Origin of the sequence: Singulisphaera sp. GP187 (genome assembly GCF_900129635.1) — a bacterium.
Lineage (GTDB): Bacteria > Planctomycetota > Planctomycetia > Isosphaerales > Isosphaeraceae > Singulisphaera.
The window spans coordinates 3801032-3817137 of sequence record NZ_FSRB01000001.1 but is presented as its reverse complement, the minus strand read 5'-3'; the positions used below and the strand labels follow the sequence as shown (position 1 = coordinate 3817137).

Below are 16106 nucleotides of genomic sequence, written 5' to 3'. Positions count from 1 at the left end.
AGGGCCGATTGCGCCGAAGCAGGGGGAAACGGGTTCGGCGAAGCTTGACTTAGGAGTGGGAATGGGTAAAGTCGCTGTCGCAGGCCGTTGGCCATGCGGCTTGAAATCAGATTGCCGTTTTGAGCGAATGCTGTTTCTGGATCAGAGCGGCGATGCCTGAACATCCGCCGGACCTTGGTTCTCGAGGTCTTGTCCTCCGATAACGGTCGGTCGGTCGTTCGGTTCTGGTGGTGGTTCGCTTTGGAGTTGCTCCATGCGGTTGCCGGCTACCTGCCTGAATCGCCTGGTTGCCGTTGCGGCTCTTGGCCTCATCGTATTTGCCGTAAGGCTTGGCAGAATTGACGGCGGGCCGCGGTTCGCCAGGTTGGGCGCGGCGCCTCGATGTCGGGCGGTCAGTCACCAGGTCTTGATTGACCCCAACACGCACTCATCGATCAACCTGTTGAACCTTGAGACGGGTGGGATCGAACGCATCTCGGTCGGCCGGCCGGATACGTTCGCGTACTCCGTCTGTTCTCCCTGGCGGGACGGGCTGGGGCGGATGCATCTCGTCGCCCAATGGCGCGGCTATGATGAAAACGGCGGCTGGGCCGCGGGTCTGGCGCGGTACGCGCTCCCCGGCGGCGAGGTGCTCGATCGCGTCACGCTCGATGTGCCGTCGACCGGCCCGCCCTGCTGGTCGCCGGACCTGTTGGCGACGATCCTGTTCGCGGGGACCGACGGGCGGCTTTACTGCCTTGGCTTCAGCCACCAGGGCGACTTCAGGCGGCCTGGAGGGCACGTTCCGGCCCCTCATCCACTGGCCTGGAAAAACCCGCTTCGCGGCGCCACCGTGGTTCGGATTCTGGATCCGACCTGGCCGACTGATCCGAGGCTGGGGAGGACGCTCCTTGTCTCGATGGCAGTCCGGGAAGATGAAGATGCGGTCGGCAGGGCGAACCCGGAATTGCCGCAGTTGTGGTGGCTCCGGCTTTGCGCCGATGGCCTGGCGATCGAGTCGGCGGGACGGCTCGTTCAACCATCGCTCGAGCATTCCGCCTTGCCGATTCAAGAAGAACGCATGGCCCGCATTTCCACGACTCCCGACGGTGGCTTGGTCCTGGCCTTTCTGGTCCGTCATGTCGGGCGCACCGACCTCCAGTTGCGACTGGCGACGGTGGCCCACGACGAGGAAACAGGAACGCTCCAGGTTGATGGGTCGGAGGTGGTCGCGTTGGCTGAGGGGCTCGCTTGCAGCCCCCCGGTTTTCTCCGAAGACGGTCGATGGGTCTACGCCACGGTCAAACGCGGCTTAGAGGAGGTTCAGGCCGAAACACCCGTGCGGGTCAAGCGATATTCCGTCGGCGATGCGCTGCGCAAGCCGTCGATTACGGGGCGTCCTTGTACGTTTCTCGGTTTCGCCCCACGAGAATGGGAGCCCTCACACGTTGATGGGAACCGAGGCTGCGAGGCCTGTGGAGAGGCTGAGCTTCCTCTCCAGTGGAGGACCTGTCCCGCATCCACTCCGCCGTTGAGCAAACGCGGGTGATCCTGACAAGTGGTCGGACAATTGGCTCTCAGTCAGCTTGCCTTGCCTTGATTTCCATTCCTTCGTAGGCGTTGACAACCTCGACGACGGCGACCGTGAAGGCCCGGATCGTCGTTCCCTCGGGAAGGCTTGCTCGATACTGCTGGAAGTCGGCGTTCGCGTCGTCCCAATCGGTGAACACGAGCGCGAAGTCGGACAGGTGGGCGAGGGTGCCGATGGGGCTGGTGTACCATTCCGCCGGGTCGTTGAGCGTGGTGTCATCCAAGAGAGTGGGGATCTTCCCGTCCGGGGTGACGACCGCGTAGAACTCGAAACTGCCGTCGAGGTCTCCGAAATCCGTCATCATCATGCCTCCCGCTCTGTGGTCGTTTGTCCTCTCGACGAGAGGGAAGCCAACAGTCTCTCATAAGCTTACCGTTTTTGCACGGAGCGGGGGACAAGTTGACGCGGTTCGCTGCTGCCCGGTTTGAGGCTTCATCTGTCAGACGATCCGGTCCGCCATAGACTTACCGCGGAGTCGCAACGGGTTGAGCACGCGGTTCGGCTCAACCTGGCGTTGCCAACCCGCCGGCTCGCGGGAACGCTTGCCAGCAAGATGATGTCATTAAACCCGCGCAATCCGACGGTAAACCGCTATGAAAAAACATTTATGGGGATATCGTCATTCAAACAAACGAGTTGAATTTGCTCGTTTTTGGCTTTCCAAGTTTGAATGGCGACGGGAATGTCACAGCAAATGGCATCCACCCCGAGTCCGACGGCGAGCTGGTAATCTTGCAGAGTGTGCCCCGGCCAGCCATTGACGAGGAGTCCCGCGTTCTGGGCTTCGCGGACCGCGGCTCGGCTTGTTCCTTCCATTCGGCAGCCGATCCGTTTCACCCCAAGCTTCTGCGCCTGCTTGATGAATTCCGGAGAACAGGGGCCACCGGTGATCAACAGCAGATCGGCATTGGCATCCAGGCCCTTGACAATCTTCAGAGGCCGTTCATCAAACGAAGTGAAAATGTAAAATGATCCTTTCGGCTGGCGGGCCACGACGGTCTCGTGCAGTTTCCGGCAATACTCCTCCAGTCGTGCGTCCGGGTACAGCTCCTTGTTGCCGGTCTTCATTTCCAGCTCGAGGTAAATTCCGGGTTTGTCGGCGAGAAAGGAGAGGAGTTCATCCAGAAACAGGAAGCCTTGGCCTTTTTTCTTCGTCGTGATCGTGCGTAACTCGGCGGCCGTTTTGTGTTCCACCGACCCGGTCGCGTTGTGGGTGCGGTCGAGCTTGTCATCGTGCAGAATGACCAGTTCACCATCCTTGGTCATGCGGACGTCGGTCTCGAACCCGCGTAACCCTTTTTCATAGCTGCCCCGAAAACCCTCCATCGTGTTTTCTTCGAACTCGAACGCACCACCTCGGTGAGCGTAGAGAAGTCCCTTTTCCTGCGCGGTGGCCTGACCAACCGCTCCGAACAACCCGCCAGCCACCAGGATGAACGCAAACCAGAGCCGAGTTCTCATCGTACTTGCTTTTCCTTTTGGTTCGTGTGCCGTCCGCTTGCCTTGACGGAAGGCCTACCCTTTCGAAGGATAGCAGAAGCGTTGACCGTTCGAAATGGCCCGCTGAATGCCACGGGGTTGGCGTTCCCGACGGGGCGTCGGTTTAGTAGTTGTGATATGAATTAATGGGGTTGTATTGACTGGAATGCGGGTGGGGCGGTTCGGAGTGATGGGAACAAATGTTTGGAAAAGGTGGGGTTGCGAGAGCACATCCTGGCCGATCGATCAATTGCGTTGGCCCGGAGAACCAGCAAATCCCGCCAACAGTCGTGTTTACGACTGTTGGCGGGATTGATTCTGCGATCGGTCTCTCTTATTTGACCCGCTCGATCGCGGGTGGTTTCCAACTGCCGTCGAGGATCGCCTGCTTCGGCCAGTACAGCCGCATGAACAGGTTGAACGAATCCTTCGGGGCAGGCAGCCAATTCGGCTCTCTGTCCTTCCCAGGGGACTCGTTCTGGAAGGAGAGGGTGAGTGACCCGTCCTCGTTGAACTGGAGTTTGTCCCGATTCCCAATGGCGTACCGATCGATCGGGTTATCGACAAAGAATTGCTTTGAGTTGTACATGGTAATGGACCAGAATGCTTCAACCGGAGGGAGTTGGCCCCTTGGGAAGTGAATCGTGTATCGGTTCGCGCCGCTGAGTGGTTTCCCGTCCGAGTCAACCTTTGCATGCGGGTAGATCGCGTCGTCGGGGAGATTGGCACCCAGGCCCACCAGCGCGACGACCGCTCGGAACTGGTAATTCGTTCCGTACCGACCGATGTCCATCATCATGTCCCAACCGTTGACCAGCTTCCCTTGCGGCTTCTTCGCCTCGGCGATGATCGAGTCTCGTCCCGCTGATACCCCCCGTTCGAGTCCCTTCGCCACCCCTTCGTCGAGTTTTGCTGGGACGAACGGCTTGCCGGGCACGACCCCGATTTTGGCGAGATTTTCGACCATCTCCTTGTCGGCCGCCGCTGGCGGGTTGTCCCTTAATAGGTCCGCCAGCCGGCCGAAAAATGCGGCGGCATCCATTTTTGCGACCTGCTCGACAGGTGGCGTCTTGGCATCGACCTTCGGGTTCACCGGCTCGTCGGCCGGCGGATTGTCGTTCTTCCCCCAGGCGGATAGCGGGATGAGCTTGTACTGAGCCTTGAGTGCGCAGACGGCCGCGAAGTCCGATTTGCCGTCGGTCTGTGTGCGACCGATGATCCACACCAAGCTCGTCGGTGACTTGATCTCCGTCACTGCGTCCGGGACCTTGCCGGTGAAGTTCGGGCCGACGATTGCATAGGCGCCCTTCTTGTTGCCGGTCGTGCGCGTGCCGGGAGAGGCGAATACATTGGTCCACCCATCGAGCATCTGCATCAGGTAGTACCGATCACCCATATCCGGCAGGATCAAGACGAGCGGCTCTTTCGAGAGGTCGAGCCAAGAAAAAGAGTACAAGGTGTCTGCGTTCGGGCTGACCACGCTGGTGAAGGTGGCGTCTGGGAATTCCTTGGAGTCGTTGAACTGGTTGATTGGCGCTGCCGTCGTGGTCGGCTTCGGAACTGCAGTCATGACTTGCCGGCTGATGTCCATGAGGACCAGGGGGTAACCGTAGACGTAGGCTTCGGTCGCGAGCTGAGCGGCCTCTGCTTCGGTGAGTTTGCCCGGCAGATCAGCGGCTGTGGCGGACGCCAGCCACGCGAACAGCGTGCCGGCAAATAGCATCGTCGGGGCGGTCAGAAGCACAGGCGTTCGCATGGTGTCATCTCCTGGAGTTCGCTCTCTGGCAATCTCGAAGTCGAGGTCTGATAATGGGAACAATCGTCAGGGTTGATTCTGCCCATGCGGCGTGGAATCGCCACGATCCATGCTTGTTTGTACCGCCGAATGCGCAACTACGGCAAGGGATTACAGCAAATGGAAGAAAAACGCCCCATCCAAGCCACACTCAATTTGAACTAAGGAACGGGACGCAAATCACTTCCCGATTTCAGAACGATTCACGGACGTGCCCGCTATGTCGTTAACCCTTTATGCGACTCTATGGCCGCAAACAGCCTTATGTCTTGAATGCGCCATGGACTATTTGGTTTGAATTCAGCCCCAACGGGGCGGCCCAAGAAAGCCCAGGGCAACGCCCTGGGGACTCGTTCACGAGAATGAGCAGCCCTGAAAGGGCGACTTAAAAGGTTGTACCAGAACGACCTACATCGCAATGCTGCCGCTCGGACTAGGCCGCCCTTACATGGCTCTCAAGTATGATCATGTCGATTTCCCGGGGCGTTGCCCCGGGCTACCTTGGGCCGCCCCGTTGGGGCTGAAACCGGCGAGAGCGTGCGCCACTCGACGGTAAATCGCTGTCGGTCTCGCCCCAGCCTACTTTCGTGGGGTTAGACTCGGGAAGTGATTTGCGTCCCGTTCCTTAGTGTTCATACACGAAAAAGCCCGGGACTTAAACCAGAAAAGCCCTTCGGTCTGATGACCGAAGGGCTTTTCTGGATAACATAGTCGGGGCGGCGGGATTTGAACCCACGACCTCTAGACCCCCAGTCTAGCGCGCTAGCCAAACTGCGCTACGCCCCGATGATTTGCAGGCAACCTCATGTTGTGAAAAGAAAAAAAGGTGTGCGGTTGTTTACCGCAAACCTTGATTCTTGCGATCCTTCACTCAGTAAGTCGGGGCGGCGGGATTTGAACCCACGACCTCTAGACCCCCAGTCTAGCGCGCTAGCCAAACTGCGCTACGCCCCGAATTCTTGCAGACGACTGCGTGTTGAGTCGGTATTATAGAGGGGGGAACGGATCTGTCAATGCAGTACCGAGAGGAATTACGTCGTGCACTTCGCGGATCGCTTGAATGCAGCCGTAAAGCGAGTGGGAACCCCGATCTGTGTGGGGATCGATCCGCGGCCTGAGGACCTGCCACCGGAGTTTCTCGACAAGTTCCCGGGCGATCGGCCGGGAGTGGCGGAATCGCTCCGTGTGTTCGGGAGTGGCGTTGTCGATGTGGTCGCTCCGCTCGTGCCGATCGTCAAATTCCAGGCGGCGTTCTACGAGGCGTATGGACCCGAAGGGGTGGGGGCGCTTCACGCCACCGCGCAGTACGCCCAGGAAAAAGGACTTCTCGTCCTGATCGACGGTAAGCGGAACGACATTGGTTCCACGGCCGACGCCTATGCTCGGGCCTATCTCGGCAAGGTTCCCGTGGGCGAGAAGTTCGAGCCTGCCTGGCACGCCGACGGGCTGACGGTCAATCCGTACCTCGGGAGCGATGGGATCTCCCCGTTCGTCAAAGTGGCTGCACGCGAGGGGAAGGGACTCTACGTCCTCGTCCGGACGAGCAACGCCTCGGCCGGTGAGTTCCAGGACCTGGTCGCCGGCGGGAAGGCGATCTACCAGCATGTCGCCGAACGCTTGGCGCAATGGGCCGAGCCGTACCGAGGCGAGTCCGGGTATAGCCTGCTCGGCGCGGTCGTGGGGGCAACCTATCCCGATCAGCTCGCCGAACTGCGGGCGGCTCTGCCCGGCATCCCGTTCTTGGTGCCAGGTTACGGCACCCAGGGAGGCTCCTCCAAAGACGTCGCTCCCGCATTCGATGCCGACGGTCTCGGTGCGATTATCAACAATTCACGCGGACTCACCTACGCCTACAGCCGACCCGCCGCTCGTGCCAAGTACGGCACCGATTGGCAAGCGGCGATCGAAGGGGCCGTCCACGAGATGATCGACGACCTCGCCGGCAATACGAACGCGGGCAAGCTCCGCCCGCCCGCCGCGGAGTGAGCTGAGCGTTGTCTACGAGGGGAAGGTCGGCTTGCTTGTTTTTTTCGATCCTCAGGCGAGCGGGGAGCGTGAGCTCCCTGTCTTTCGAGGTCGGATGAGGACAGGGAGCTCACCCTCCCCACTCGCCTGGATGAAATCCGAACGGCCGGCCTGAGCCCGTTCAACGGTCGGTTCAATCAGAGAAGGTCGGCGAGGAGTGGCAAGATTTCCGCGGCCTTGCCCTGCAGGACGAGGTCGACCTCGTCGCTGATGGGAGTGGGCTCGAGATTGATTTCGATCACGGTACTTCCCGCGCCTTGGGCGGTGGCGACAAGTCCGGCGGCGGGGTAGACGACCGCGCTGGTGCCGACAACCAGGAGAAGCCGAGTGTGGCGGACGGCCGTTTCGGCGGCCTCCCACACGTCGGGCGGGAGTGTCTCGCCAAACCAGACGACGCCCGGGCGGAGGAGCTGGCCGCACGCCTCGCAATGGGGCAGGGGGGCGAGCGTCTTTCCCACGCTGTCAAAAGTTTGCGCACAGCCGGTGCAGCGGACGTCGAAAAGGTTGCCGTGCAACTCGAGAACGTCGCGACTCCCGGCGCGCTGATGGAGCCGGTCCACGTTCTGGGTCACTAGCGTGAGGCTGGTCAGATTGCTGGCGAATTTCGTGAGTGCCCGATGTCCGGGATTGGGCTCGGCCCGCGTAACCAGTTCGCGGCGCCAGTTGTAGAACTCCCAGACGAGCTCGGGATTGGCGGCGAACGCCTGAGGAGTGGCGAGGCTCATCGGGTCGCGCCCGTTCCAGAGCCCTCCCAACCCCCGAAACGTCGGGATCCCGCTCTCGGCCGAGATCCCCGCGCCGGTCAGGACCGCGACTTGGCTCGCTTGGGCCATGAGTCGCGCTGCGTTCTTGAGTTCATTCATGACGGAATCTTAGAACTCAGGCAGGCTGCCCCGCTTGACGCCTCGAGCGATCATCAGTGCCCCGGTGCCGAGCAGGGTGAAGGGCATTCCCATCATGAACAGGACACTCCAGTTATAGCCGTTCTTCATGTTGGCCACTTCGCTCGGCTGCGCGGCGACCGCTTCCTTGCAGTTGGGACAAGCCGAAAGGTCGGCTGAAAGCCCCAAAACCAAGACGAGGACCGGGAGAACTCTGCCTACATGTCGCATCCGGCGGCTCCCTGGCAACAACGACCCTTAGCCGATTCAGAAAACCTCAAACTGATAATCACTTACGTATTCTAAGCCGGCCCGCCCCCCGGGTCAATTCCATCGCCCACCCGGCCGAGCATCGACCGCACCCGAAAAAATGGAGCAGTCCGGCGGGCGATGACGCTTTGCACGTGCCAACTCCCGATGCGGATCGTAATAAGAATAACCTCGAGGGAACGGAGTCTCTCGAGGGTCCTAATAGTTGATTAACTCGATCTGGATGGTAGCGTTAAAGGAAGTTAGTGCGAAGTTCGTCCTGGGGTCTTGTCGATCTTATCAAAGTCGGCCTTCGTTTCCGGGGGTCGTCCACTTGATCTTCCAGAGTGAGGGATCGCGTCGATGAATGCCAAACTGTTTGCGGGTTTCGTGCTCGCGGTCATGGCGTTGGGTGCGGCTCCGGAGTCGAACGGGGACTTGCCCAAGCTCCAGGGACGGTGGGAGACGAAGGTCGGGCTTCGCAAGGCGACGGTCGTCTCGATCGAGATCAAAGGGAATGCGGTGTTGGCCACGATCGCGACGCCACAGGGGCGGAAGATTCAGGCGGACGGAGAGTTGAAGATCGATGAGACGGCGACGCCCAAGGCGTTGGATTGGGTGAAATTCACCACGATCGACGGCGAAGAGGTGCCCGAGATGCACGCGATCTATCGCCTTGAAGAGGGGCGGCTCTATATCCGAAGCGGTGGATTCAACGATGACCGCCCGACCGCTTTCGACGCCGGCGAAGGCGTCTGGGCGAACGTCCTGGTCTTTCAGCGCCCGGCGAGTTGACGCCGGGCCGGTGACGGGCGAGGAAGCGGTTTTCCTCACGATCAGAAACGTCATGTCTGCATTTCGCAGCCCTGCGGGGGCGACCGTCATGCGCCGAGGGGTGGTTCAGACGGTGGAACCTCCGGGGCTGAGCAGGCCCCGCCCGTCCCAAAAAAACGGCGTGGGCTTTTCATTTCTGACTCTCAGTCGCCGGAGATCAGGGATGGGGCCTCGCTACGGCGAGGGCGGACGGCGCCCTTGAGTTGGCAGAGGGCACTGGCTGCGTAGGCTCCGATCACGAGGAGCATCAGGGCGGAGTTGCCGGTGGCCATGCCGATGTACTCGCAGAATCCACCGATCATCGCCCCCACCAGGTTGGCGCCGAAGAGCGCTCCAGGAGTGAGTGTGCCTCGAAACGTGGTCGAGAAGATCAGGCCGGCGAAGAAGATCGGCAAGGGGACGACCAGGAGCGCCCACGCAACGCGATTCATGAGGGGCTGAGAAAGCACGAATTCATGGGGGACATAGTAGAGGATGAGCAAGGCGGCAAAGAGGGGGACGTACAAGAGAAGAGAGAAACGGATCTTGCTGGCAAGCATGTTTGCGGCGAGCACCATCACGAGCACCCCCGCAACGACGATCGTGGTCACCAGCCAGGTGGATCCGAAGTAGAGCGAGCAGTCTCCGATGCTCTTCGTCTCCAGAAGCAGGAACCCGAGTCCCAGGAAGAGGAAGTGGGCATCGTTCACTCCCCAGCGTTCACTTCGGAGCCGGACGATACTCGCCAAGGAGATCGCGAGGTTCGCCCCGATGACCAGGAGATAGTCCCCCGGAATCGTCTTGGACTGTAAGTAGAGGAACGGCCAGTCGTCGGTGGCCGGTTCGATCTTCGAGAACCGGGCGAGGTCGTAGCGAAGGTGGTTGAATCGACCGAACCGCGAGACGGGTTCGATCGTCGTCTTTGCCTTCAGCGCACAGACGATGAGTTGGCCGCCGTCCATGTAGACGATCGGGGTCGTCCCCGTTGCATTCGCAACCATGAGAATGATCTTTTCCGCCAGCCAGGGGCGTGCCACCGCGAACGAGAGAGAGCATCCCGCCGTCATTGAGGAGGCGATAGGCGGTCCGAAGGCTCTCGACGGTGTAGGTGAAGCCGTCGAGTCTCAGGTTGCTCATCGACGTGAAGAGGGCCTGGGAGTCAAGGAAGCCGAAGACGACCAGGTCGTAGCCCGGGCGCGCGTTCTGGAGGAAGGCCCTGGCGTCGTTGACGTGAACGCTCACGCGTGGGTCGTCGTAGCAACCCGCGGCGTTATCCCTGCGCGAGAGCTCGATGAGCTTCGGGTCGATGTCCACCGCGTCGACGGTTCGGGCCCCTGACAGGAGCGCGGCTTCCATGTCCATCCCCCCGCCGGCGCCGAGAACGGCGACCCGCGTCCGACCCGTCGCCAGTGTGTAGGGGAGCAGGTACTGATCGCGAAGATAACGGACGAGCCTCGCTTGCGGGGCGTCGGGCGCGTAGCGCTCGAGGTCGATCGTACCGTGCATCTGGTAGAAGTCTTGGTTGACGCTCACCGAGTAGATCGGCGGGTTCCGCATCGTCCGCAAGTCCGCGGGCGGGGGAGGAACGATTGCGGCAGGCTGATTCGGGTCGTGGACGGTGATGTAGTAGTAGGGCGACCAGATCGCTCCCGAAGGGTTTGACCAGGCCAACGCGCCCAGGCAGACGAGCACGGTGGGCACGTTCCAGATCCAGTGCTTGCGCGCTGAGAGGGCCAGCACGACGATCAGGATGGCGGCCATCCCGAGCACCGGGGAAAAAAAGAGGAACGAGAAGAGGCCGAAGCTGAGCGTGCCCGTGAGACTTCCGAGCAGGTCCCAGGTGTAGGCCCGCAGCGTGGGCAGCCTGCCGAAGAGTTCGCCGATCTGTTCACCGAGGGGAATGAAGAGAACGGCATTGGCGAGGAAGACCCCAATCAGGGTCAGATAGTTCATCGCCGTGCTCCCCGCGGCGAAGAAGCGGATCTCGCTCCCACTGTCCGGCAAGGTGGCGGTTCGGCAGAGGAGCAGGACCCCGATGTTGCCGGCAACGAGGAGGGGGAACCATCGAAACAGGTTCCACCTCCGGCTCGATGTCAGCGCCCCCCAACCCAGCCCCAGGAAGGAACTGACGAGCAGCAAGTTGGCATAGTAGGCCACCAGTCGCACGACCGAAGGCGCCCATCGGATCAGCAACAGTTCGAGAAAGAGGGCGATGAAGGACATCGCGAACAGTCTTCGGGCGCATGCCCGAGCGGTTGCAGCGTCATCCTTGGCGGGGGGCACCTCGGTAGACATGGGCAGGTATCCAACGATCGGTCGAAGGAAGAACGTGGTCAGCCGTGGGGAAACTGATAGAGCATCAAATAGATGATGACGCCCGTGATCGAGACATAGAGCCAGAGAGGAAAGGTAACCTTGGCGATCCGCGCGTGGCGCTCGAACTGGCGGCGCAGGGCGCGGACCAGGGTGATCGCGATCAAGGGGACGATCGCCGCCGCCAGAACCACGTGCGAGAGCAGGATCGTGAAGTAGAGCGTCCGAATCGGCCCGATGCCGCGGAACGGGACGCCTCCGCCGATTTCATAGTGGTAGACCAGGTAGCAGATCAGGAAAAGGGTCGAAACGGCGACGCAACAGGACATGCAAACCGCGTGAGCCTGGACGCGGCCGCGGCGAATCAAGGCCCAGCCGAGCAGGAGAAGCACGCCGGAGGTCGCGTTCAAGGTCGCGTTCACCGCGGGGAGCTGACGGGCCCAGGCGGGTCCTTTGGGGGGGGCCGGGGCCAGTTGCTTGGCTCTCGCCGTCAGGGCGTCGAGCGTGGCGCGATTGGTCGTGTCGAAGTAGCCGATGACCTTGTTGCCGGGTGCGACCAGGGCCAGCCGGTCGCTGTGCGAGATCGCCTCGGCCCCGGCCTCGACTTCGCTGGGGCTGGCGTCGGCCAGGCCGAGCTTGAACCGGTCGAGAACCAGAGACTTGACCTCGGCTTTGGGACCGGTCAGGAACCACCAGCGATTCGGGTCGGCTTTGAACGTTTTCGCATAATTGGCGAGCACCTCGGGCGTGTCGCGTTCGGGGTCGACCGAGAGACTGACAAGCTGCACCGAGGTGTCGGCGAGCTTCTCTTGAAGGCCCTTCATGACCCCTGTGATCCGGGGGCACGAGAGCGGACAGTGGGTGAAGATGAAGGAAGCCACCCAGACCCGACCGGCCAGGTCCGCCTCGGTGATCGATTTTCCCGATCGCTCTGTGAGCTGGAATTGCCCGAGCTCGAACGGGTGATCGCTGAGGTCGTGCCCGGCGGGCGCGGGGGTGGCGGTGCGTCGCGCGGCCGCGAGGCAGAGTCCGGCCGACACGAGGACAGTTCCCAGGAGCACGGAGAGGCCGAGGCGGTAGGAAGCATCCACGGTGGGCGGGCCATTTGCGGTTGGAGGAGGGGAAGGAGACGTGTTTTGTTGTTGCTATTGTTATTAGATTCAAGCGAATCGCGAACGATTGCCGACCCGGCCCGTCCCCCTCTTTTTTTCAAGGGAGTACGGACGGGGTCGGCTCCTGATCGATTAGCCGACCGGCTTCGATGCCCGAAGAATCGAGACGGCGGCCCCGGGCTGGACCGGGGTGGTCTCAACCCCTTCGAGGTCGGGGTTCTCTTCGGTCACGGGTTGCATGGCGACGTCAGGGAAGAGGGCGAGGGTCAGGACCATCGCCAGGATGCTCGCCGGGATCAGCATGGCGTAGACCCACTTCCCCTCAAACTTGAGGTGCATGAAGTAGAGCCCGACCAGGGTCGCCTTGATGATCGCCATCGACATCAGGCCGAGTACCAGGACGATAAACGCGTGGTTGGCGAAGATCGACGCGTAGAAGTATTCGCTGAGGGTAAAGACGATCAGGATCAGGAAGATCTTGATGTACTGTGAAAAATGCGACTCGACGGCCATCTCCTGCTCGTGAGTCAGGTTCGTGTTGGACATTGGCGTGCTCCCCTATGACATCGCGGAATCCGCGGACGAGGTCCGCCGTTTCCGATCAGATCAGATCCAAGGTCGATCAGATGAGGTAAACGACGGTGAACAGGAGGATCCAGACCAGGTCAACGAAGTGCCAGTAGAGGCCGACCAGTTCGACCGGGCTGTAGTGGTCCTTCCGGAACGACCCGGTGAGCGCGGATTTCAGGGTGAGGCAGGCGAGCATGATCACCCCGCCGGCGACGTGGGCCCCATGGAACCCGGTCATCGTGAAGAAGCAGGAGGCGAAGATGCTGACGCTCGGGCGGAAGTGTCCCGTGGCGCTGATGCCCGGCGGGTAGTGGTGTCCGAACATCAACTGGTAATATTCGTAAACCTGAATGCTGAGGAACCCCGCCCCGATCAGTGTGGTGGCCGCCAGCCAGAGCGTTCCCTTTTTGCGTTCGTCACGCTGAAAGCTACTGAGAGCGAAGACCATCGTCACTGATGAGCAAATGAGCAGGAACGTGTTGGCCGCGGTCAGGTCGATGCTCAGCGGGTTGGTCATGAAGTCATACGGCTTCGGCCAGTTGAAGAAGGCGAGTGGCACGATCGAGGTCGTGGCGCCGACGCCGTCGAGCTCGTCGTGAACCTTCTGGGCCTTTTCGGGCGCGACGCCGAAGAGGACTCCGGCCGGCAGCGAGTGGACCAGGTGTTCGGCCTGCTCGTGCTTGAACTCCTTGGTCAGCTCGTCCTTGAGCTTGTTCGCCTTGGCGTCGTCGGGCTCCCTGCGTTCGATCGCCAGCAGCCGCTTGCCGAGCTCCTCGGTCTGATACTTGTCGAAGGTCGTGTTCCGCTCGAGGATCTCCACGACCTCTTCATGATTCGGGCCGACGGCCTTCAGGATCACGCCCTGGGCATTCTTATTGACCGTGCTGAGGTCGGTGGTGGTGGCGGGCGGAAACAGGTTCGAGAACGAGGAGGGCGGGCTGCCGGCTCTCAGGACGATATACGACCCGATCAGGCCGGTGAAGAACATGATCTCGGTGGCCAAGAACAGCCACATCGCCACCTTGCCGGGAGAGACAGGCGGGTGCTGGACGGCCGTTCGGGCGGCCGGCGTCTTGTGGCCGGCAAGCTCGGAGCTGTTCGGAGGATCAGCGACGTGTGCCATCTCTCAACCTCGGTAGAAGAAAAACCATTAGAGAGCACGAAGACACGAGCGAAGAGAACGATGCTCAGAACTTTGGGTCCGGATCCCCTTTTTCCCTCGTCGCTTCGTGCCTTTTATAGGGTGCAGAGTCGGGCGTTTCGTCAGGTCAGGCCGGTAACGGGTTCAAGAGCAGGAGCAGCAGGATCGCCGGCAGATAAACGAACGAGGCCCACATCAACCGGCGGGCCGACTGATCCGAGACCCCCGCCCAGAAGCGGACCGAGTAGTGCAGGTAATAGATCGCCAGGGCCAACGCCCCGGTGAAGTAAACCGGGCCAGCCAGGCCGATCGTCGCCGGGAGGAGGCTGGCCGGAACCAGGGCCAAGGCGTAGCTGGCCGCTTGCCGGCCGGTCATCACGCCATCGGGGTCGACCACCGGCAGCATCTTATGCCCCCCCTGGCGTAGTCCTCACGATAGATCCAGGCGATCGCCAGGAAGTGGGGAAACTGCCAGAGGAAGACGATCAGGAACAGGGCCCACGCCTCGATGCCGAGCCGGCCGGTGGCCGCGGCCCAGCCGATCACCGGGGGAAGCGCTCCCGGGATGGCGCCGACGGCCGTATTCAAGGTTGTGACTGGCTTGAGCGGGGTGTAGACGCAGACGTAGAGCACGAAGGTCAAGAGCGCCACGCCCGCGGCGATGAGGTTGGTGGCGACCACCAGGATCGCGACCCCGGCGAACGCGATCAGAGCGCCGAAGAGGGCGGCCTCACGCGGCGCGAGCCGGCCACTGGGCAGCGGCCGGCCGGCCGTTCGCCTCATCAAGACGTCGCGGCGCCGTTCCAGATACTGGTTCCAGGCACTGGCGCCCGAGGCGACCATGCCGGTCCCGAGCAGTGTCAGCAAAAGGGTGGACGGGTGTGAGGAGCCACGGGCGCCGAGCACGAACCCGGCCGCCACGGTGGCCAAAACCAAGGTGGCGACCCGGAGCTTGGCCAGGGCGGCGTACGCGGCGAGCCGACCTCGGACATCGGCCATGGCCGTCTCAGTCGACGATTCGGCCAGACCCGGCCGGGCGAAAGACACCGCGGTCTTCAAGCGACTACCTCCAAACCAGGAGCGGACTGGCTCGACCAACCCGGCGCTTTGTGCGCTGGGGTCAGGTGCCGGTACGCTCGGAAAGTCAAAACAACCGACGTTGCAAGGAGCAAGGCTCCGTTCGCTTGGTGTCCGGTTCGGACCATCGCCTGGAGGATCGTGACCGTCCGCGGGATCCCGTCAAACGGCCGAAGCATCCACCAAGAGGCGACCCCCAGGACGACTTGGAGCATCACCACGAGTGCCATCGCTCGCGCGGACGGAACCAACTCAGGGAGCGCGCCGCGGTTCCGTTCAACCCGCCAGGCGAGCATCGCGGCGTGGCCCCAAACCGCAAAACCGAGCAAGGCATGAGTCAGGAGTGACGCCGACGCCATCCAGGGGAAGTGGCGCAGCCAGGCGCCGACCGCGATTTGCGCGGCCACCAGAAAGAGAGTCACCGCCGACCGGCGTCGCAAATGCGACGAATCGACCGTCGGTGTCGTGCTCGTGATCCAATCGCGTCCTGTGAGGACGCAGAGGCTGACCATCAGTGCGAAGAAGGCTTGCGCGGTGACGCCGTGGACCGCGGCCAAGACGGTCGAGTTCTGGGTGACGCGCGTGCCCCCCAAGACCCCTTGGCCGATCACCGTCACCAGCGCGAGGACCCCGAGCCATTTCATCGACCGCCGCGGTTCGGCGGCCAAGAACCAGATGGCCAGAATCAGAGTCGTGAACCCGACCGCGGCGCCGTAGAGCCGGTGGGTATGTTCAACGCGAACGCCGAAGGGAGCGTTCCAGAAATCATAGAGGAACATGTTGATGCCGAACGTGGTCGGCCAGTCGGGCACGGCCATGCCGACGCGGTAGGTGGTCACCGACCCCCCGACGAAGATCAGGGGCCATGTGAACACGGCCGCGACCACGGCCACCCAATGGGGACCGGGCTTGTACGCCGGCGCGGACGCAGATCGGATCGGGTTGAGACGGTCGTTGGCCATGGAGGATCGATCGAACTCGCGTACGGAAGTAATCCATCAGTGCTGGCGTGTCGCACACACCCTGAGGTAACGGACCGGGCGCCCTCGCGGTTCGCTTTGGAGTCGAGGATCGCCCGGTA

At 61.8% G+C, this 16106-nt stretch carries 16 protein-coding genes and 2 tRNA genes; 3 read left to right on the top strand and 15 right to left on the bottom strand.

Going from position 1 to position 16106, the window contains the following annotated elements:
* Positions 1–442: 442 nt before the first annotated feature.
* Entirely contained in the window at positions 443–1528 is a 1086-nt protein-coding gene (locus BUS42_RS14900; protein ID WP_254053519.1) for a hypothetical protein, read from the top strand.
* Positions 1529–1556: 28 nt separating this feature from the next.
* On the opposite strand, the gene BUS42_RS14895 is transcribed toward BUS42_RS14900, so the two are convergent.
* The 5 genes from BUS42_RS14895 to BUS42_RS14875 form a co-directional block, all read right to left on the bottom strand.
* The gene (locus BUS42_RS14895) at positions 1557–1877 is read right to left on the bottom strand and encodes a hypothetical protein (RefSeq protein WP_074307583.1); all 321 of its coding nucleotides are present in this window, start codon (positions 1875–1877) and stop codon (positions 1557–1559) included.
* Between the two features lie 284 nt (positions 1878–2161).
* Positions 2162–3031 carry a glycerophosphodiester phosphodiesterase gene (locus BUS42_RS14890; protein WP_083670205.1) on the bottom strand — a complete coding sequence of 290 codons (870 nt, stop codon included), beginning with the start codon at positions 3029–3031 and terminating at the stop codon, positions 2162–2164.
* 352 nt (positions 3032–3383) lie between these two features.
* Positions 3384–4805 carry a DUF1254 domain-containing protein gene (locus BUS42_RS14885; RefSeq protein ID WP_083670204.1) on the bottom strand — a complete coding sequence of 474 codons (1422 nt, stop codon included), beginning with the start codon at positions 4803–4805 and terminating at the stop codon, positions 3384–3386.
* A 750-nt stretch (positions 4806–5555) separates the two neighbouring features.
* Positions 5556–5630: transfer RNA gene (locus BUS42_RS14880), tRNA-Pro, on the bottom strand.
* Between the two features lie 93 nt (positions 5631–5723).
* Positions 5724–5798, bottom strand: a tRNA-Pro gene (locus BUS42_RS14875).
* 84 nt (positions 5799–5882) lie between these two features.
* Between BUS42_RS14875 and pyrF the strand changes: the two genes are divergently transcribed.
* Complete coding sequence (gene pyrF / locus BUS42_RS14870) at positions 5883–6830, top strand: orotidine-5'-phosphate decarboxylase (RefSeq protein WP_074307582.1); 948 nt, start codon at positions 5883–5885, stop codon at positions 6828–6830.
* A gap of 176 nt (positions 6831–7006) precedes the next feature.
* Here the strand turns inward: pyrF and BUS42_RS14865 are convergent, their stop codons facing one another.
* Both BUS42_RS14865 and BUS42_RS14860 read right to left on the bottom strand, forming a co-directional pair.
* Positions 7007–7732, bottom strand: coding sequence for an SIR2 family NAD-dependent protein deacylase (locus BUS42_RS14865; RefSeq protein WP_074307581.1), 726 nt, complete (start codon positions 7730–7732; stop codon positions 7007–7009).
* A gap of 9 nt (positions 7733–7741) precedes the next feature.
* Positions 7742–7981, bottom strand: a complete 240-nt coding sequence (locus BUS42_RS14860; protein ID WP_074307580.1) for a hypothetical protein — start codon at positions 7979–7981, stop codon at positions 7742–7744.
* A gap of 381 nt (positions 7982–8362) precedes the next feature.
* Here BUS42_RS14860 and BUS42_RS14855 point away from each other — a divergent pair, with 381 nt between their 5' ends.
* Positions 8363–8794 (top strand): hypothetical protein, encoded by a 432-nt coding sequence (locus BUS42_RS14855; protein WP_074307579.1) that lies wholly within the window; start codon positions 8363–8365, stop codon positions 8792–8794.
* A gap of 182 nt (positions 8795–8976) precedes the next feature.
* On the opposite strand, the gene BUS42_RS14850 is transcribed toward BUS42_RS14855, so the two are convergent.
* The 8 genes from BUS42_RS14850 to BUS42_RS14820 all read right to left on the bottom strand — a co-directional run bounded on the left by BUS42_RS14850 (position 8977) and on the right by BUS42_RS14820 (position 15987).
* Positions 8977–9522, bottom strand: coding sequence for a hypothetical protein (locus tag BUS42_RS14850; protein WP_074307578.1), 546 nt, complete (start codon positions 9520–9522; stop codon positions 8977–8979).
* 10 nt (positions 9523–9532) lie between these two features.
* Entirely contained in the window at positions 9533–11107 is a 1575-nt protein-coding gene (locus BUS42_RS14845; RefSeq protein ID WP_143206333.1) for a spermine/spermidine synthase domain-containing protein, read from the bottom strand.
* A gap of 38 nt (positions 11108–11145) precedes the next feature.
* Positions 11146–12216: a DUF420 domain-containing protein gene (locus tag BUS42_RS14840; protein ID WP_074307576.1), complete on the bottom strand. Its 1071-nt coding sequence runs from the start codon at positions 12214–12216 to the stop codon at positions 11146–11148.
* Between the two features lie 153 nt (positions 12217–12369).
* Positions 12370–12783, bottom strand: a complete 414-nt coding sequence (locus BUS42_RS14835) for a cytochrome C oxidase subunit IV family protein (RefSeq protein ID WP_074307575.1) — start codon at positions 12781–12783, stop codon at positions 12370–12372.
* 76 nt (positions 12784–12859) lie between these two features.
* A complete protein-coding gene (locus BUS42_RS14830) occupies positions 12860–13930 on the bottom strand; it encodes a cytochrome c oxidase subunit 3 (protein ID WP_074307574.1) in 1071 nt (356 codons plus the stop codon).
* Between the two features lie 145 nt (positions 13931–14075).
* On the bottom strand, positions 14076–14354 hold the full coding sequence (locus BUS42_RS45120) for a UbiA prenyltransferase family protein (protein ID WP_254053518.1): 279 nt from the start codon (positions 14352–14354) through the stop codon (positions 14076–14078).
* Entirely contained in the window at positions 14324–14947 is a 624-nt protein-coding gene (cyoE, locus tag BUS42_RS14825; RefSeq protein ID WP_254053517.1) for a heme o synthase, read from the bottom strand. Before cyoE ends, BUS42_RS45120 begins: the two co-directional genes overlap by 31 nt.
* Before the next feature lie 56 nt (positions 14948–15003).
* Complete coding sequence (locus tag BUS42_RS14820) at positions 15004–15987, bottom strand: COX15/CtaA family protein (RefSeq protein WP_074307573.1); 984 nt, start codon at positions 15985–15987, stop codon at positions 15004–15006.
* Positions 15988–16106 lie beyond the last annotated feature (119 nt).